General features: G+C 42.5%; 16 protein-coding genes. 5 read left to right on the forward strand and 11 right to left on the reverse strand.

The features are described 5' to 3' along the window. Positions 1-386 precede the first annotated feature (386 nt). Entirely contained in the window at positions 387-2,117 is a 1,731-nt protein-coding gene (gene dhaK, locus H9629_RS11285) for a dihydroxyacetone kinase subunit DhaK (protein WP_191731103.1), read from the forward strand. Between the two features lie 95 nt (positions 2,118-2,212). Here the strand turns inward: dhaK and H9629_RS11290 are convergent, their stop codons facing one another. From H9629_RS11290 to H9629_RS11300, 3 genes are all read right to left on the reverse strand, one after another. Then, the gene (locus H9629_RS11290; RefSeq protein ID WP_064101575.1) at positions 2,213-3,487 is read right to left on the reverse strand and encodes a glutaminase; all 1,275 of its coding nucleotides are present in this window, start codon (positions 3,485-3,487) and stop codon (positions 2,213-2,215) included. A 223-nt stretch (positions 3,488-3,710) separates the two neighbouring features. After that, on the reverse strand, positions 3,711-4,517 hold the full coding sequence (locus H9629_RS11295; protein WP_064095686.1) for an SDR family oxidoreductase: 807 nt from the start codon (positions 4,515-4,517) through the stop codon (positions 3,711-3,713). Between the two features lie 20 nt (positions 4,518-4,537). Next, positions 4,538-5,209 (reverse strand): hypothetical protein, encoded by a 672-nt coding sequence (locus H9629_RS11300; RefSeq protein ID WP_191113037.1) that lies wholly within the window; start codon positions 5,207-5,209, stop codon positions 4,538-4,540. 176 nt (positions 5,210-5,385) lie between these two features. On the opposite strand from H9629_RS11300, the gene H9629_RS11305 reads away from it, so the two are divergent. Then, positions 5,386-8,280, forward strand: a complete 2,895-nt coding sequence (locus H9629_RS11305; RefSeq protein WP_064101577.1) for a valine--tRNA ligase — start codon at positions 5,386-5,388, stop codon at positions 8,278-8,280. A gap of 56 nt (positions 8,281-8,336) precedes the next feature. Here the strand turns inward: H9629_RS11305 and H9629_RS15375 are convergent, their stop codons facing one another. The 5 genes from H9629_RS15375 to H9629_RS11325 all read right to left on the reverse strand — a co-directional run bounded on the left by H9629_RS15375 (position 8,337) and on the right by H9629_RS11325 (position 12,186). Continuing rightward, complete coding sequence (locus tag H9629_RS15375) at positions 8,337-8,885, reverse strand: hypothetical protein (protein WP_225215794.1); 549 nt, start codon at positions 8,883-8,885, stop codon at positions 8,337-8,339. Between the two features lie 36 nt (positions 8,886-8,921). Further along, a complete protein-coding gene (locus H9629_RS15380) occupies positions 8,922-9,509 on the reverse strand; it encodes a hypothetical protein (protein WP_225215795.1) in 588 nt (195 codons plus the stop codon). 199 nt (positions 9,510-9,708) lie between these two features. Beyond that, positions 9,709-10,083 (reverse strand): endonuclease domain-containing protein, encoded by a 375-nt coding sequence (locus tag H9629_RS11315; RefSeq protein ID WP_064095689.1) that lies wholly within the window; start codon positions 10,081-10,083, stop codon positions 9,709-9,711. A 229-nt stretch (positions 10,084-10,312) separates the two neighbouring features. Continuing rightward, a complete protein-coding gene (locus H9629_RS11320; protein ID WP_064101578.1) occupies positions 10,313-11,356 on the reverse strand; it encodes a coiled-coil domain-containing protein in 1,044 nt (347 codons plus the stop codon). A gap of 143 nt (positions 11,357-11,499) precedes the next feature. After that, entirely contained in the window at positions 11,500-12,186 is a 687-nt protein-coding gene (locus H9629_RS11325; RefSeq protein ID WP_064101579.1) for a carbonic anhydrase, read from the reverse strand. A gap of 483 nt (positions 12,187-12,669) precedes the next feature. Here H9629_RS11325 and H9629_RS11330 point away from each other — a divergent pair, with 483 nt between their 5' ends. Continuing rightward, positions 12,670-13,347, forward strand: coding sequence for a DUF421 domain-containing protein (locus H9629_RS11330; protein ID WP_064101580.1), 678 nt, complete (start codon positions 12,670-12,672; stop codon positions 13,345-13,347). Here the strand turns inward: H9629_RS11330 and H9629_RS11335 are convergent. The 3 genes from H9629_RS11335 to H9629_RS11345 all read right to left on the reverse strand — a co-directional run bounded on the left by H9629_RS11335 (position 13,344) and on the right by H9629_RS11345 (position 17,224). Then, on the reverse strand, positions 13,344-14,045 hold the full coding sequence (locus H9629_RS11335; RefSeq protein WP_064101581.1) for an HAD family hydrolase: 702 nt from the start codon (positions 14,043-14,045) through the stop codon (positions 13,344-13,346). The genes H9629_RS11330 and H9629_RS11335 overlap by 4 nt on opposite strands. 276 nt (positions 14,046-14,321) lie before the next feature. Beyond that, on the reverse strand, positions 14,322-15,626 hold the full coding sequence (locus tag H9629_RS11340) for a DcaP family trimeric outer membrane transporter (RefSeq protein ID WP_064095694.1): 1,305 nt from the start codon (positions 15,624-15,626) through the stop codon (positions 14,322-14,324). 359 nt (positions 15,627-15,985) lie between these two features. After that, entirely contained in the window at positions 15,986-17,224 is a 1,239-nt protein-coding gene (locus H9629_RS11345) for an MFS transporter (RefSeq protein ID WP_064095695.1), read from the reverse strand. A 137-nt stretch (positions 17,225-17,361) separates the two neighbouring features. On the opposite strand from H9629_RS11345, the gene H9629_RS11350 reads away from it, so the two are divergent. Both H9629_RS11350 and H9629_RS15630 read left to right on the forward strand, forming a co-directional pair. Continuing rightward, entirely contained in the window at positions 17,362-17,991 is a 630-nt protein-coding gene (locus H9629_RS11350) for a 1-acyl-sn-glycerol-3-phosphate acyltransferase (RefSeq protein WP_064095696.1), read from the forward strand. 62 nt (positions 17,992-18,053) lie between these two features. Beyond that, positions 18,054-18,971 carry a patatin-like phospholipase family protein gene (locus H9629_RS15630; RefSeq protein WP_064101582.1) on the forward strand — a complete coding sequence of 306 codons (918 nt, stop codon included), beginning with the start codon at positions 18,054-18,056 and terminating at the stop codon, positions 18,969-18,971. Positions 18,972-19,073: the final 102 nt, after the last annotated feature.

Raw genomic sequence — 19,073 nt, forward strand, 5'->3', positions numbered from 1 at the left:
TAAGCCCAGAAACCTTTGAACAGAAACATTTTAAGAGTTTAGAGGGACCGACTGTCCACAATACTGTCTAGGATCAATTCATTACCCTCACCCCAACCCTCTCGCAATGGGAGAGGGAGCTTTCAGTGCTAATTAAATATCAACATACATTCAATAATGGGAGTTCCCTCTCCTGAGCAAGTTTTAAAGCATCGCTTTAAAACGAAGCGCAAGTGAGGGCTAGGAAGAGGTAAAATTTAACAACCAATAAAAAATCTGAAACTGCCCCTTTTCTAACCGCTCACCCCAAAATCATCTGTTTTTACATTTTTAAGTCAGCAAATTTTAAACATTTCCATAATAATAAGACTTTAGACATCTCCCAGAATACGTGAAGGCCTTCCTCCATGAAAAAACTCATCAACAACCCTGAAAACCTGGTTGTCGAAATGTGCAAAGGCTTTGTACTTGCGCACCCTGAACTACAATTTACCGAATCCCATAAAATCATTTCACGTAAACAAAAACACAATAACGTGGCACTGATCAGTGGCGGCGGCAGTGGCCATGAGCCTGCACACGCCGGCTTTGTCGGTACAGGCATGTTAGATGCTGCCGTATGTGGTGACGTATTCGCATCGCCTTCTCAAATTCAGGTCTATAAAGCCTTACAGCATGTCGCAACTGACAAAGGCGTGCTCATGATCATCAAAAACTATTCTGGCGATATGATGAATTTCCAGAATGGTGCAGCATTGGCTGCGGAAGATGGTATTAAAGTGGATTACGTCAAAGTGGCGGATGATATTGCAGTCAAAGACAGCCTCTATACTGTGGGTCGTCGTGGTGTTGCTGGTACCATTTTCGTGCACAAAATTGCAGGTGCAGCAGCGTCAAAAGGTTTAGAGCTTGCGGAAGTCAAAGCTGTAGCTCAAAAAGCAGCGGATAAAGTGATTAGTCTTGGTTTCGCCTATAGCTCATGTACCGTTCCTGCCAAAGGTACACCGACCTTTACCCTAGCCGATAATGAAATGGAATACGGCGTCGGCATCCACGGTGAACCGGGTATCCGCCGTGAAAAAATTCTGCCATCCAAAGAACTGGCACAACGTATTATTGACGACCTGTTCCTCGATCGTCCTGATCTGACTGAAGTTGCTGTTCTAGTCAACGGCTTTGGTTCAACACCAATGCAAGAACTGTATGTGTTTAATAACGATGTGTGCGAACATTTGGCCCGTAAAGGCATCAAGATTTACCGTACTTTTGTCGGCAACTACATGACCAGTATCGACATGAACGGTGCTTCGGTGTCTCTTCTGGCAGTTGATGATGAGCTAAAAAGCTACTTAGATGCAGAAGCCAACACGCCTGCTCTTAAAATGGATGGCTCAGCAGCACAGCCTTTAATTTTCGCAACAAAAAATGCCGCAGCAGAAGATGTCATAAATACGGAAATCGAAACTCAGCCTGAACATGCTGAAATTCAAAATGAACAGTTCACGATAGAAAATATGCGTTATGTGGTCGATGTGATGGCTGCCTGCATTATCAAAAATGAAGTGCCATTCTGCGAGCTGGATGCCCATGCAGGCGATGGTGATTTTGGCATGAGTGTGGCTAAAGGTTTTAAACAACTGAAACGCGAATGGCAAAGCCTGATCCAAGCGCAGCATATGGATGAATTTTTGCTGAACAGTTCAATGATTATCATGGAGCATTGTGGTGGTGCATCGGGTCCAATCTGGGGTTCAGCGTTTCGTGCAGCGAGTAAAGCCATTCAAGGCAAAACCACATTAACTGTGGCAGATTTTGCCGAGATGCTGCAAGCAGCAGTGAAAGGTATTCAAACTACTGGTGAGCGTTCATTTGGTCGTGGCGCTGTGGTGGGTGATAAAACCCTGATTGATGCTTTGGTTCCTTGTGCAGATTCATGGTCTGCCAATACCGACAAAACATTTAAAGAAAACTTTGTGTTGGGTGCAGCGGCTGCGGTAAAAGGTGCGGAATCAACCAAAGATATCGTGGCACGTATGGGACGTGCCGGAACTGTCGGTGACCGTAGCTTGGGCTATCCGGATGCCGGCGCACACGGCTTAGGTGTCATCTTTAGCGATATTGCAGAGCATATTAAGTAAATAACACCCAATAAAAAGCCTCGAATTCTCGGGGCTTTTAAATTTCCTGGCGAGGATGATAAACCTTGCTTTCAATCAAGATGATAGAAAAATATTTATTGAAACTTTTCTAGATACTTATCCAGTTTTTCTTTGACCACCACCCTTTTATTGCCCTTCATCTGTGCTTCACTCAAAATCCCTTCAGAGTCAACCACCACCACTGGATGGCCATCCTTCTTCAAACGGGCCACGCCTTCAAATAACATCCGGGCACCGACATTATGAATTAAGGTCAAATTGGTCAGATCCAATACAATCCGTTTTTTGCCTTCCGGTTCATCTTGCAATATACGTAGCAGCATTTCCGATTCGGTAAACTGTAATACGCCACGCAGCTCGTACACCACCACATGATCCCTCTTACCGGTGAGATAACGGCTTTGCAAAATGGTTTGTGCCGAGGGCGTTCCTTCCATCAAATGCAGTCCCATTTCCCGGGACATACGTTCAAAAATTTCGACGCCGCGCGCACTATGTCCATGCTCATCAATGCGTGGAGAAAATACAGCTATCCCCACCTGTCCCGGTAACACGCCGATAATACCGCCTGCGACCCCACTTTTAGCCGGAATACCCACCGTGGTTAGCCAGTCACCGGCAGCATCATACATCCCGCAAGTAAGCATCACACTCAGGACTTGCCGCACCACAGAACGGTCCAGCAATTTTTTACCAGTTTGTGGCTGAATCCCGCCATTGGCAAGTACCGCGGTAATCATAGCCAGGTCTTTGACTGTCACCTTAATTGAACACTGTTTGATATAACCATTTACAATCGCTTCTGGATCTTCTTCCAGTACCCCCACTGTACGTAGCATATAACCCAGGGATCTGTTACGAAATGCTGTTTTCAGTTCAGAGGTATATACTTCGGTATCAAAACTCAGCTCACGCCCCGCCAGCCCACTTAAAAAGCGGCGTAACTGTTCCGCACGGGATACTGTTCGTTTATAGGGAATCAGGGAATGGGTGGTAATTGCACCCGAATTGATCATCGGATTTTTCGGAATATTGGAATCCTTCTCCAGCGAAATCTGGTTAAAGGCCTCGCCCGAAGGCTCCACGCCTACTTTTTCCATGACCTTGGTCAAGCCGACTTTCTGCAAAGCCAGAGCATAGGCAAAGGGCTTGGACATGGACTGCATGGTAAACTCAACTTCGTCATCACCGGTTGAATAGATCGTGCCATCTACGGTAGAGAGTGCCAAAGCAAACTTATCCGGGTCTACTGCTGCCAGCTCAGGAATATAATCTGCCAGGGCACCTTTATCATTGTCACGGCAGGAAGTTAAAACATGCTTGAGATAGTCTGGCACCGGTGTTTTCATCGAATGAGCTTATTCCAGTTGGCTGTTATTTTTAATTAACATACCGTCTTTTAGCTTAAGTACCAGAGTGAAAAGGTAATTTTCTGCATATCCATGTTAGCGGCTGCATTCCCCGTACGGGCAATCCTCCAGAAATAAATTGCATTTTTAAGTATTGTTGTTTTTATTGATATTTTAAGAGACATAAAAAAGGGCGCTCCTGCCCTTTTTTACTCTGGATGATTTATTTTACTTTGGTTTTACGGATCATCTTGTACAGAACTTTTGGTGAAATACGTGAAACCAGTACCCCCAGTTTTTCTTTCTTGCCGCCAATCACGATATATTCTTCGCCGTTCTGCAAAGCCTGTACAGTCTGAGCCGCAAAATCTTCCGCGGACAGCCCATTTTCAATCGCTTCATCCGGATGTCCTTGCGGTTTTCCTTCACCGTTTAAGGCGTTCAGGGATACATTGGTTTTGACAAAGCCCGGGAAAACCACCGAAACCTGCACGCCCTGCGCAGCAACTTCCGCACGCAGGCTGTTGGCCCACATGTGAATTGCAGCTTTTGCCGCCGAATAGGACGCACGATACTGGGTACCGAGCAAACCTGCCACACTGGAAATAAAGATAATACGTCCGGATTTTTGTTCCAGAAAAGTGGGCAGTACGGTTTTAGTCAAAAATACCTGTGAGAAATAATCCACTTCCATAATGGCACGTTCAGTCTGCATGGTGGTGTCCTGAATCAGGGCACGCTGGCTGAGTCCGGCATTGTTAATCAGCCAGTCAATCCGGCCTTTTTGCTGCAAAACCTGATCATAGGCATGACGAACCTGGCTTTCATCCGTGATATCAGCCGTGATAGAAATATGCTGTTCAGGATTGTTTAAAAGCTGACGTACCTTTTCCAGCTCTTCATGCCGGCGTGCAGTCAATACCACCTGTGCGCCCAGTGCAGCACATTGTTGTGCAATCGCCTTGCCAATTCCTGAAGATGCTCCGGTAATCCAGACCACTTTTCCCTTTAAGTCTTCAACTTTCGCCATGAAATCCTGTTTCCCTTGTTTTAATGGATGCGCTGAGGCATTTCGTCTTCCAGAAATGCCAGTAAATGTTCAAAATAATAACTCATGGTATCAGCATCATAGATGTGACTGAGTTTATCAAAACGTTTATAGCCTAACTGGGTGGTTAAATGAATCACCCCATTCAAGGTTTTATCGACGACCACATTAAATTTCAACATTTTTTTCGGTTGACGGATCAAATGTGTCACGCCCTGATCAATGACCTGGGTAAAGGCTTTTAAGGCCGGTGTTACATACTGGTGATTACCATTTTTCATCTGGTCCATACAGCCGAGCAGCTCCATCACCAGCATCTTTTCCACCGGATAACGGACAAAAGCATCACCGGCCTGCTCATACGTCATTTGATGCAGGTAATTCACCATCGGCATGAGCCGTTCATTGTCAAATAAGGAGACCGACCAGGGCATATATTTACGGGTAGTATGAATGATCTGCTGAATCACTTTTTCAGACTCACTGTTCGGCGAATTGGCAAGTTGCACAATCTCACCAAAAATCTGGTCAATAATTTCACAGGCCATATCGGCCAGATTTTCACCTAAGGGTCTGGCGAGACTGTTTTGCTCGCCGGCATTTAATCTGGAATGGATCTCTTTAAAGCGCTGATGGGTTTCGGGCCGAAGCTTGAGGGAAATGTTATAGCTCATCTTATTATCCTTTTTTTGATATGCTGCGATGAGTCGCGTTTTTTATGGTTCTATCATACGTTGAGTTGTTATACATGCCAATTGGCTAAAGTTTGCGTTTGGTTAAGCTGCCGCATGTACTATTTTTTTTGCTACAATAGATGCAATTTTTCATTCACTTTTGATCTGTTTAGACTATGACTGACTCAGCGCAAAATATCGCGACAACCTACGATCCGACCGAGATCGAGAAAAAATGGTACCAAACCTGGGAAGAGCGCGGTTACTTCAAGCCGTCTCAAAAAGGCGAATCATTCTGTATCATGATTCCGCCGCCAAACGTCACTGGCAGCCTGCACATGGGTCATGGTTTCAACAATGCCATCATGGATGCGTTGACCCGTTATAACCGTATGTCTGGTAAAAATACGCTTTGGCAGCCAGGTACGGACCATGCCGGTATCGCAACGCAAATGGTGGTTGAGCGTCAGTTGGGTGCTGAAGGTATCAGCCGTCATGACTTGGGTCGTGAAAAATTCATCGAAAAAGTCTGGGAATGGAAGGAACAGTCTGGCGGTAACATTACCCGTCAAATCCGTCGCCTAGGTTCTTCTGTAGACTGGTCACGTGAACGCTTCACGATGGATGACGGCTTGTCAAATGCGGTAAAAGAAGTATTTGTCAAACTGCATGAAGAAGGCCTGATCTACCGCGGCAAGCGTCTGGTGAACTGGGATCCTAAACTGCAAACTGCGCTTTCTGATCTGGAAGTAGAGTCAGATAAAGAAGAACAAAGTTCGTTATGGCACTTCAAATATTTCTTTGAAGACAAGTCAGTGCGTACACACGATGGTAAAGATTATATCGTTGTGGCGACAACACGTCCTGAAACATTGTTAGGCGATACCGCTGTTGCTGTTGCGCTTGATGATGAGCGTTATACGGATCTGGTGGGTAAAAACATCATCCTGCCAATTACTGGTCGTGCGGTTCCAATCGTTAAAGATGAATACGTCGACAAAGAATTCGGTACCGGTTGTGTAAAAATCACGCCTGCACACGACTTTAATGACTATGAAGTGGGTAAACGCTGTAGCCTGCCACTGATCAATATCTTCAACAAAAATGCTGAAGTACTGGCTGAGTTTGAATATATTGCGAAAGCGGGTGAGCAGATTTCTAAAACCATTCCTGCGCCTGCAGATTACATTGGTTTAGAACGCTTTGAAGCACGTAAGAAGATCGTTGAACAGGCTGAAGCTGAAGGCTGGTTAGACCAGATCCAACCTTATACATTAAAGCCACCTCGCGGTGACCGTTCAGGCGTGATTGTTGAGCCATTACTGACTGACCAATGGTATGTAAAAATTGCCCCGCTTGCGAAACCTGCGATTGAAGCGGTTCAAGATGGCCGTATCAAGTTCGTGCCTGAGCAGTACAGCAACATGTACATGGCGTGGATGAATAATATCCAGGACTGGTGTATCTCGCGTCAATTGTGGTGGGGTCACCGCATTCCGGCCTGGTACGATGCGGAAGGCAACGTTTATGTAGGTCGTAACGAGGAAGAAGTTCGTGCGAAAAACAATATTCCTGCCGATATTGAGTTGAATCAGGATGAAGATGTACTGGACACATGGTTCTCTTCAGGTCTCTGGACATTCTCGACTTTAGGCTGGACTGGCGACGAAGCAAAAGACAAAGCCAACTACTTCTTGAATACCTTCCACCCGACAGATGTACTGGTGACAGGTTTTGACATCATCTTCTTCTGGGTTGCCCGCATGATCATGCTGACCATGCACTTCATGAAAAATGAAGATGGTACGCCTCAAGTTCCGTTCAAGACTGTGTATGTTCACGGTCTGGTACGTGATGGCGAAGGTCAGAAGATGTCTAAATCTAAGGGTAACGTACTTGACCCATTAGACCTGATTGACGGTGTGGATCTTGAAACATTAGTACAAAAACGTACTACAGGACTCATGAACCCGAAACAGGCAGCGAAGATTGAAAAATCGACCCGTAAAGAATTCCCTGAAGGGATTCAGTCTTACGGTACTGACGCAGTTCGTTTCACCTTCTGTGCACTTGCCAACACCGGTCGTGACATCAAGTTCGACATGAAGCGTGTTGAAGGTTACCGTAACTTTGCCAACAAGATCTGGAACGCAACGCGTTTCGTGATGATGAATGTCGAAGGTCAAACCATTGGTTCAGAAGCACGTCAAGACCTTTGGGAATTGCCTGAACAATGGATCGTAAGCCGTCTGCAAAAAGCGGAACAAGCGGTGCAAACCGCATTTGCAACCTACCGTTTAGATCTGGCTGCTCAAGCGATTTACGAGTTCATCTGGAATGAATACTGTGACTGGTATGTTGAGTTAACCAAACCAGTTCTAAACGATGAAAATGTATCTGAAGAGCGTAAAGCTGAAGTACGTCGTGTTCTTCTTTCGGTGATGGAAGCATCTTTACGTCTTGCGCATCCGTTAATGCCATACTTGACTGAAGAAATCTGGCAAACACTTGCGCCGAAACTCGGTATCACTGGCGAAACTATTATGTTGGCGCCGTACCCTGTTGCTGAGCAAGCATTGATTAATGATCAGGCTGAAGCAGATATGCAATGGCTGCAAGGTTTGATTGGTGCGGTGCGTAACATCCGTGGTGAAATGGGGCTAGGGAATGCGCGCTTATTGCCTGTTCTGCTACAAAATACCACTGATGCTGAAAAAGCACAGATTGCACGTATTGAACCGTTGTTCAAAGCATTGGCGAAAGTTGAAAGCATTACCTTCTTGGCTGATGGCGAACAACCACCATTGTCTTCATCATCTGTCGTTGGTCACGTATCGGTATACGTTCCAATGAAGGGCTTAATTGACCCTAAAGCGGAATTGGGTCGTCTACAAAAAGACTTGGACAAGGTTCAAAAGCAACATGACCAGATTGCGACCAAACTTTCTAACGAAGGTTTTGTGGCAAAAGCTCCTGCTGCTGTGGTTGAAGGCGAGAAAGTGAAGCTTGCTGAGTTTGCTGACCAGTTAGCGAAGATTAAAGCGAATATGGAACAGATTGCGGCGCTTTAATGTGTTGTTAGTTTGATCTAATTTGTGTATAAAGGGCTGATTATTCAGCCCTTTTTTTATTTGGTAAATCCTCTCATATCAACAAGATAAGGTGGAAATAAAATACCTACCCTTTTGGTTTCCTCATTAAAGCCTAATCTAGATGTTTCTAAAAGATGTTCTATTTGCTCTTTAATTTTCTCATTTAATTTACTTAAAATATAATTTATAAAATTTTTCACAACTTCATATTCGCCATAAATTGATTGAATATTCATAGTCCGAATAGATACACCTATACTTTTTTCCCAAAAATCTTCATATTGATCAAAAATAGGCATTTGTTTATCAAAATATACATTTCCAAATGCCTGCTTATTGATATTTACATTACCATGAAGCAGATCATTTCTTTCATTCATCAAAGTATGAAACTTTTTACACTCCTCTGTTGTATAATCAACATTAGATGAAAATCCATTACAATTTAAATGCAATGATTGAACTCTGATATCTATAGGCTGTCTAAGAGTAGTTTGATAGAGTCTGTCATTTGATTTAATTTCAGGCTTAGCTAATATAAATAATAAGAAATTTACAAAAGATTCTGCCATAACAGGCAACATAGCTCTTAAACCGAAAACTTGCCCAACTGCAAAATCTTATTTTTGAAGTGTTTGTGTCCATCTTTCTTGAACTTCCTCAAACTCCAATTGATTTTGAGTGATCTTTAAATCTATACGATCTTGCTCTAAGTTTAAATTCAGCTCATTTAACTTTATAAAACTTTGTTCAATCGTAGACTTAATACGATAATACGGATTAATAAATTCAGTCCATTTTTCCAATGACTTTTTAGTTATGGATATACCTTGTCCATAATTTTTAAAATCTGCTTTGATTTGGCTAATGAAATCGAACTTATTTAGTCCTGACTCGATAACTTCACCACTAACATGTATTTCTGTTCTGAAATTATGTCCTTGAATATGAACTAGTCCTTTAGGGGAATCTAACATCCAATCCCAATGAATTAAATTATCTGAATGATCATTTTTTAATATTGTTAAAATTCCATTGGGATCACCATATTTTGCTGATAAATAGCAAAATAAATCAATTGGTTTGATCTCATTTGTGATTTCCCAAATTTCTCCTTTTTTTGAACTATCATTTAATTTTCTTTTATCTAATAATTCTAAAATGTCTAAAGGATTAAATTCTTGTAATTCCAAGAAAAAATTTTCCATTTAATTATCCCAATAACATAACTCCTTGTGATAATACATTTTTCTATTATTTTTCAAAATGCTAGACCATCACTTAAAGATAATTTTTTCATAGTTGAAACCCTCACCCCAGCCCTCTCCCATAGGGAGAGGGAGCCGTCACCTGATTTCATGCCTATGTGAAATCCAGAATGGAGTTCCCTCTCCTCTCAGGAGAGGGTTAGGGAGAGGTGATTTTGCTTTTTAATTCAAAACATCTCTGCCACAAATCCTCCAACACGACATCCATCCTTCTCAACACATCATGATTCCAATACCGCACAACGGTTAAACCCAAAGCCTCTAAAAACTTGGTGCGTTCAGCATCATATTCTTTTGTCTCATCTGTTCCATGCTGACTACCATCCAGCTCAATCACTAAACCAATTTCATGACAGTAGAAATCTACGATATAGGGTTTGATCACATGCTGACGACGGAATTTAAGATTCATAAAACGCTTGGCACGTAGCAGTTGCCACATGAAGTGTTCTGCATCGGTGGCGGTGTGGCGCATTGATTTGGCGAATTCTAATAATTGAGGATCTATTTTCATTGTTATTTTCCCTCTCCCCCTTGCGAAGCAGTGCTTCTCATCCCAAAGGGAGAAGAAACTTTCATTGTGACTTTAATTATTGTTATTTAATTCCAATATTGAAATTCTAGCTTAAAGTTATTCTGTAATGGATTTCCCCTCTCCTGAGCAAGTTTTAAAGCACTGCTTTAAAACGAAGCGCAAGTGATGAGCAGCACTGCTGCGCAAGGGAGAGGCAATTCTAATTAAGTTAAAGCATCCCATGCCTTAAAAACATCTCCAAGCCACTCACCTTTTTGATATACATCAGGCGTTCTTTTTCTACTTTAATCTGCTGTTTGATGGCTGAAGTATCTTCGTCAATCTGCTTATACAGATCAGCAATTTGAACTTTCCCTTTCCCCTTTTTCACCGCAATTCTGGTTTTCGATGACCAGACCAATCTATGAATCAAGGCATCAATCTGCTCTTGTAATTTCTGGCTCTGTGCATCCAAAGCCAGTTGATAAAACTTGAGTTGCTCTGCGCTTAAACCTTTTTGTGAAACTTCCTGATCTTGTTCAATCTGCAGTTGCATTTTCAGTAACGTAAACAGATCCTGCTCTGCATAAGCCTCATTGGCACGTTGCAATAATTCAGTTTTCTTGATTTTTTTGACATCATTCACTTCACGGTCAGGGTGAATGATGGCAGCAATTTTTAAATATACGGTTTTCAATGACTGCTCTGCCATCGCTGTAACCTGTGCCTGTTTTTCCTGCTGGCGTTTTAACCTGGCTTGCTCACGTGCCTGCTGAAAATGATCTGATTCCCATTCTTCAAATACTTCTGCATCTGCAAAATCTGAGGGATTCTCACTCTTAAAGAATGTTTCCAGTTCATTAATTTTCTTTTGGCTTTTTCTGAATTGGGCATGTTCGGCACGTTGCTGATAGTAAGTGAAGATTTCATTCACTTTATGAGCTTGTTGCACCGACATTGCCTGAGAGTCTTTTAGATAATTTGCAAGGTATTGAATCTTTTCATCCAGCACCACCAGTTCAGCCTTGGAAAATGTGGTTTCCTGCAGGTGCTTCCAGAGCTGTTCCAACTGCTTGAACAGTACACCATGCAATTCATGATAGACCGGCATGAAGGTTTTATGGGTATATTGCTGCAGATCTTCTTCAGCCTGTTGCCATTGGTGTAATTCCTGTTTCTGTTGCTCGATTTTATCAATCAGATGATCCAGCTTCTTCTGCTGTGGCGAAAGCGCTGTGAACGGCTGAATCATGGTTTTCAAGTCAAAGAGCATGGCAGGAGAAAGTCAAAGAAGAAATAATATCCATATTAAATCTTTCAGCTTTCGTCACAAAGTCCTTTTCAGTATGCCCTTTCGAAATTTGTATCAGAATTAAAAAAAGCAGACCAAAATCTGCTTTTTCGCTCTCATATTGATTATTCCAGCACTACACGGCCATTCAATGACTGCACCGGACGGTTGTTCGGATGCCCCATCAATTTGGCAAATTCCGAAATCTGCTTGGCAGAAGCCTGCTGAATATCTTTCAGAATTAGCCAGCGTACGCCTTCCGAACACGGCGGTGTGGTCAGCGAGCCGCTAAAGCGATAATAATCCAGATTCTTAGGCAACATCTGATTCACCGCTTGTGGGGTTTTCAAAATCACTTTCTCGCCCTGCTTTTTCGGTAAGCGGTTCCACATATGTTTGAGCATCTGGCTTTCCTGTCCCTGTTCAAACATCATCCCCACGACAGCCAGCTCATCTTTGGCATTGGCATGGACAAAGTGGATTTCTAGTGGATAGCTTTTGCCTTTAATCAGGTTTTCACTCGGGCTATGCAAATGAAACTGTTTTAGCACAAAGGTATCGCCATCCAGTTGCAATTCACCACCTTGTGCAAAATCCACCTGAACAGTATGACCTTTATTTTCGATCGCATGGATCATGGTGTTATAGCTAAACTTGAGCGGTTCCAGTTCTGCTTTCACTGTTCGCTCAATATTGATTGGTGCCTGGTTCAGACCATTACAGGCCGAATATTTCTGGCTCAAAGTCGACCATTGCTCAGGCTGAGTATAATCCCAATCCGCATCTGCCCAGACCGCTGTACTTAAACCCATAACCGTTAAAAGTGTGAATATTTTTTTCACAATACGTCCCTTGGTGGAAATCAAAATCAAATTTCTAATTTAAAAACAGTTTATTAAAGTAGTGTAATCACTCTATTTTTTCAGGCTACAAACTACAGATTTTTATAGAAATGAAGTGATTTGCTTACAAATTTCTAAACACTCTTAGATATTCAAAATAAGTTATTCTGAATTTATATTGATAAATTTCAAATGGATAATAATTTTATAGATTTAAAAATAGCCAAAAAAGAATGTGATCTTCTTCAAAGTTGATTTGCTGATTTTTTATGCATTTTTTACATGAAATATCTATCTTATTTTTATTATATTCAATAGCTGGATTATTAAGCTCAAGCTTCTTTTTTAAATAGAATCTATTTTTATTCATAAACTTACACAATCACAGCAGCAAATAAAATACTGATATTGCTAGACTCGAGCCAAAGAGCAAAATGAGGATCAAGAATCTAAATGGACTGGGCCACGATATTTATACATGACACCACCTGGGCGTTTACCGCAGAAATTTTGCTGCGTTGTGCCCTGATGTACACCATGATTATCCTGTTTCTGCGCCTGACCGGAAAACGCGGGGTACGGCAACTTTCCATCTTTGAAGTCGCTATCATTTTGAGCTTGGGTTCGATTGCCGGTGACCCGATGTTTACCGAAGATATTCCCCTGATTCAGGCAGTTCTGGTGATGTCGGTCATTATTATCATGTATCGTCTGACCACCTGGCTCATGATGAAATATCAGTGGTTTGAAGACTTACTGGAAGGTAAACCCATTTATATTGTAGAAGATGGACTGTTGGTCGTTGAAGAGATTAAAAAAGGTAAAATGTCGCATGATGAATTCTTTGCCGAAATGCGCCAGCAAGGTGTTGAGCATCTCGGTCAGGTTCGTACAGGTTTACTGGAAACTGACGGTAAATTCAGTGTGTTATTATTTAGCGATGATGAAGTAAGGCCCGGTCTTCCTCTTTTTCCTAAAAGCTGTTCTATTGTCAAACAGGCCAAGGCCAATGAGTTATATGCCTGTATTTACTGTGGACAGGTACAAACTCTTTCGAGTGCCGACCAGCAATGCCCGCGCTGCGACTCTACGCAATGGTCCGAAACACTTGACTGTTTAAGAGTAACTTAAGCGCGATTTAATAACTGCAAATGGGCAAAAATTTCCGGCAGATGCTGAATTTTATGCTGAATATGTTCGGCATCGGCATGAAAGCCCTGCATCCATAAGGCATTCATGCCGGCATTTTTTGCTCCCTGTACATCATTGACCGGATGATCTCCAATATATAGGCATCGTTCTGGTTGCACGTCTAGACGTTCTGCGGTGATCTGGAATATTTCCGGCTGTGGTTTGTTAAAGCCTACCAGTCCTGAACTGATAATTTCATCAAAATAAGTTTCAATACCCAAACCCCGAATCGTATTCAAACGGGTATCATGTCCGCCATTGGAAACAATGGCTAGCTGATAACCCTGATCTTTCAGCTGTTTTAATACTTGTATTGCTTGTGGCATTTCTACAGCGAAACGACCAAACTGGCGAAACCAGAACTGGGCCAGTTCCTCTATGCTCGGAGGATTTAACCAAGACAATTCCTGCAATAAGGCATAAGCAGCCGAAGCGCCAATACTGCCATGCGTCAGCAGTTCCTTTTTAGGATAACCGCCATTATCAATACGTCTTACAATCTCGATAATTTTATCTGAATCGACCTGTGCCAATGCTGGAGCATAATATTCTGCCAGATAACGGCTATAGGCCTGTGTAGTCAGATCACGGTGGGTCAAGGTATTGTCAAGGTCAAATAAAACGGCTTGGATCGTCATAATGTTCAAATCAAAATGTTGAAGCTTTCAGTCATGGTAACAGCCCGAAACTGGGTAGATTAGACCTAAAATTGCTAAGTTTTGTTGTTTTAAGCATAAAAAATTGATGCTGAAGCACCGCTTTTTGATAGGAAAATAAAACTCTCGATTAGAATTTGTATTCTAAGCCTGTACAAAAATCCCTATGCTTTATTCAAAATAACCTTCTCCCAAGGTATTGATATAAAAAATCCCACCAAGTGGTGGGATTTTTTATATTTAGCTTCACATCATCAATTAGAAGCTATATTTACTCATTAAACCAATACGGTTATCTTTGAATTTTTCATTATTAAAGGTTTTACGCTCACCGTTGACATACTCAACACCAAACTCAAGCGGTTTAACTGGTGAATACACCAAGTTTAACCATGCTTGTTGTACCTCTTTGTTTGCAGCCTCATTGAGGTCTGCATAGTCTGAGTCTTTATCAGCAAACAATGCACCATAACCAAGTGAGGTTTTTAAGTTAGGTAAAATACTGTACGTTAAGCCCGTTTGTACCGCCCAAATTTCATTTTGCTCAATATTACGGTTACCTTCATCATCTACGAATGCAGCATTGGCATTGGTACCATACAAAATACCGTTTACACCTTTGGTATAGCTGACATCCAGCGTCGCTTTTAAAGGATCAATTACTTGATAGGTTGTACCTGCTGCTAGACCCCAACCTGCTTTACGCTTATTAGTGTCTTCATCTTTATAAACTTCAACTAAAGCACGCGCAGACGCATTACCTTTTTTGTCATCAAAGTTGTGTGCCAATTTAGCAGTCAATGTTGGTACGCTTGATTTGATGTGTTCAACACTTACTCTTTGGCCTTGGGCATTGAATTCAGTCTGTGCAGCACTTGAGTTTGGTTTTTCTGCCGCCAAGAACAATTGCGTTGCTGGTGTCAAATCAAAACCATAACGAACCATTGGTAGACGGGTAGTACCACCACCGACGTTGGTGCTGAAATCAATCATAAACGGTGCATGATTTGACAAGAAGTTAGATTGGGTTTGACCAATCAACCAATTTTCATAGGTTAAATATGCTTGACGTATACGGAATGAATCGTTAGTACCTGCAAAATCACTTTCAAGTTTACCGCCAACCTCTGCACCGTTAACACTGGTTTTAAAATCTAAACCCAATCGTGTTGTTTTTGCGGTTGCGACTAACTTGTCTCTGGTTTGACCATTGGTTTTAGCAACGTCAGAGAAGTCTCCTGCTGAACCTTCAATGATATAGTTTGCATCACCACGAACGAAACCATATAGCTTCACTTCAGTATCTGATTTTGTACTTAGTGCTTTCGGTGCAGCTGCTGATGGTTGTGGTGCTGCTTTAACTTGTTCAATCTGCACGGCTTGATTTTGCTGAACTTGTTGCTGCTGTGTTACTAATGCTTTTAGTGCTTCAACTTCTTGACGCAGCTGCTTAATTTCTTTTTGCTCTTGTGTTTCAGCATGTGCAACCGTCCCCATCATCAAGGTTGTTACTGCGACTGCTAATCCCTTAACTAAAAACTTTCGTGTTAAAACTTGATTCATTAAATTCTCCATATTGAACAAACGTTCATTGGCTTTGAAAGCTCACTGATTCCCACTAAAATCTAAAGCGTGGGGAATATCTATAATTATAAATTGACTTATTTTATTATCTCGCGAGATCACTCACGAACAATATGCATAGTTAAAAACCATCCTTATCATGTTACATGATTTTACTGGATTTATGATTTTTTACTATACCTACATAATAAGCCGTATAAAAACATCAGAAATTTAACAATTTTAGACTCAGTTTGAAATCATTTTTATCTCATACTTTTAGCTAAAATATGTATTAACGACACTTTTAAAATAATTTGATTGTTTTTAATACGGCTTTAATTGATGCGTTGCAATGATCAGGAGTCTTGCTGTGTTCTACCCCAAAATACGATAGGCCATAATAAAAACACACTGATCCATACAATATATGTTAAATACTGTGCATACCCCCAATAATCCCCGAATATCCCACTCAGACTATATAACCCACCACTCACTGTGGCCATCAGCGCCACCTGAAAGGTAAAATCAGTACCGGCCAGATGCTTGCGACTGTATTGCATGACCAAGGTCAGCATGACCACCAAGAGCATGGCAGAGATCATATCTTCGGCGGCATTAATCAGATAAATGATCCAGTTTTCTACTTTATTTTGGATTTCATACTGGGCAGCCAGCCAGGCATAAGCCATTAAAGTCATGACTTTCAGAACAGAGAAAATCAGTAAACTCCGGCTACGTGACCAGTATTTCAGACACCAGCCAGCCAATCCGGCCCCAATCAGTGCCGCAAATGCACCTAACATGGTGACATAAAGGCCAATCTGGCTAAAGCTCAGCCCGAGATCTACCATTAACGGTTTTAATAAAGGCCCGGATAAACCATCGGCGATTTTAAAGGTCAGTAAAACCAGAAGCCACCTCGCCAAGGTTAAATCTGACCAAAAGTATTGAAAATAGGTTTTTATATTGCTGAGTGCAGGTCCTTTATCAGCTGGCGTGATAATTTTTGAATGCTGAGGTTCTCTAAAAAGTAAAATCGGTAAAGTATTAACAAAAACCAGCGCAGCCAGCAACAGAAAAGTACTTTGCCATTGCAGCAAATCGAGCAGCCATAATATGGCCCCACCTCCGACAATGAATCCCAGACGCGAACCAATCACCTGAAAGGTATTGCCCCAGTGTTGCTGCTCATTTTTCAGAATATTGACTGCCAGTGCATCGGTCGCAATATCCTGCGTGGCGCCAATACCATTCATCAGCAAAAGCATGATAAAAAACAGCAGTAAATATAGCGGCTGGTTCAAAGCCTGAATGGGTAGAAAAGAAAGTCCAATCAAGACAGTAACTGACAGCCATTGCAAGGGAATAATCCAGCTACGGTAATGACCTTTGGCACTCGATCCATGCCGATCAACTAAAGGCGCCCAGAATATTTTGATCGACCACGGTATCATCAGCAGGCCAAAGCCCCCGATATGCGCCAGTGATACCCCTTCAGCCCGCAGAATGACCGGCAAGGCATGCGTCATAAATCCGACCGGAAGCCCCTGTGCCCAATACAGCGAAAACAGTAAGATATAGATATTCCGCATATGCAGGCCAAGTCCTTAGGGTGAAAATGCATTAACGGCATTTAAGATGCCATACATTTTGCCAATGATCCGGATTTTACAACAGTCTAATATAATCAAAAATAAAGAAAAATTAGTTTCAGGAAGAGACAGAAGTAATGACCCAGACACGTTTCCCCCGGTTACCGCCGCATGTCCCGGCTCGTGGCAGCAAACTGAGCCGGACTTTTTTCAGGCAACTTTTCTTGGCTCAGGGCTGGCGTCTGGAAGGAGAATTTCCCGATTTGCCCAAAGCTGTGGCCATTATTTCTCCGCATACTTCAAATATTGATGCCTGGCTCGGTTTTAACGCCCTGCTCGGTCTCGGTATTCAGATTACGATTTTTGGTAAAGATAGCCTATTTCGCACTCCCCTCAAGCCGGTTCTGGAATGGATTGGGGTCGTTCCAGTCGTGCGGGATAGTCCACAAGGTCATACCCGACAGATTGTCGAGATTATTGAAAAATCACCTCAAATCTGGGTCGGTATGGCACCAGAAGGCTCACGCAAGGGTCCTGAAAAAATCCGCAGTGGTTTTTATCATATTGCCAAAGCGGCGCATTTGCCGATTGTGATGTTTTCCTTTGACTATGACATCAAGACCATTCACATCTTGGGTATATACCATCTGACCGGTGACTATGAATATGATCTGGAAAAGATTTATCAGTATTATGAAGGAAAATTCTCGGCCAAAAATCCAGAGTGGGTAGCCAAGCCGTTACAAAAGCTTTTGAAAAAAGACTAGGCAAATACGGCTTTTTTTGATGTGATAGCCTAAATTTTGTTGATTTAATCACCAGTTTTATAATGAAGTTAGCCCATTATGCCTTGATTGGCTGTCTTGGTTTAAGTCTTGCAGCCTGTGACAAAGCCACTAAAACACCCACCACTACCACGCCTATCAAAGCCCGCGAACCCGTCGTCGCACTTGCTCTCGGTGGTGGCGGTGCCAAAGGTTTTGCCCATATTGGTGTGATTAAAGTACTCGAATCACATGGCATTAAACCGAAAATCGTCACCGGTACCAGTGCCGGCAGTTTTGTCGGCAGTCTGTATGCCAGCGGCAAATCCCCTTATCAGTTACAGCAGATTGCCCTAAATTTTAAAGAGTCGGATATCCGCGATTTAACCTTGAACCGGCAAGGGATTATTGCCGGACAAAAATTGCAGGATTTCGTCAACAAGAATGTAGCGAACAAACCGATTGAGCAGTTCCCGATTCGCTTTGCTGCTGTTGCCACTCGTCTGGACAATGGCCGCAAGGCAGATTTTATTAAAGGCAATGCCGGCCAGGCAGTTCGCGCGTCCTGCAGTATTCCGAATGTGTTTGTGCCTGCCGTGATTGGCGGCACCAAATATGTCGACGGCGGCCTGGTCAGTCCGATTCCGGTCAAGACCGCCAAAGATATGGGAGCTGATATTGTGATTGCTGTGGATATTTCTGCCCGTCCAGATGGCAATAAAGCCCTGAACATGTGGGGTGTACTGGATCAGACCCTGAATATTATGGGACAGCAAAGCATTCATGAGGAACTGAGTCAGGCCAATGTGGTGATCCAGCCCAAAGTCGGCCATATCGGTACTTTAGACCTGAAAGCCAGCAATGCGACCATTCTGGAAGGTGAAAAAGCAGCCCAGCTGAAAATTCGTGCCATTGAAAAAGCAATTACTGATTTCAAGCAGTCTCCTGCAGCACTTAAACCGCCGCGTCAGGCTAAATTTTGATGCACGATTTTTTTATATTCATCTGCGGCCGCATCTGCTACATTGAAGATCAATCATATAAAGATGATGATTAATTAAATACTTAGCGATATAGGTCACGAT

It is taken from the genome of Acinetobacter pecorum (assembly GCF_014837015.1).
Lineage (GTDB): Bacteria > Pseudomonadota > Gammaproteobacteria > Pseudomonadales > Moraxellaceae > Acinetobacter > Acinetobacter pecorum.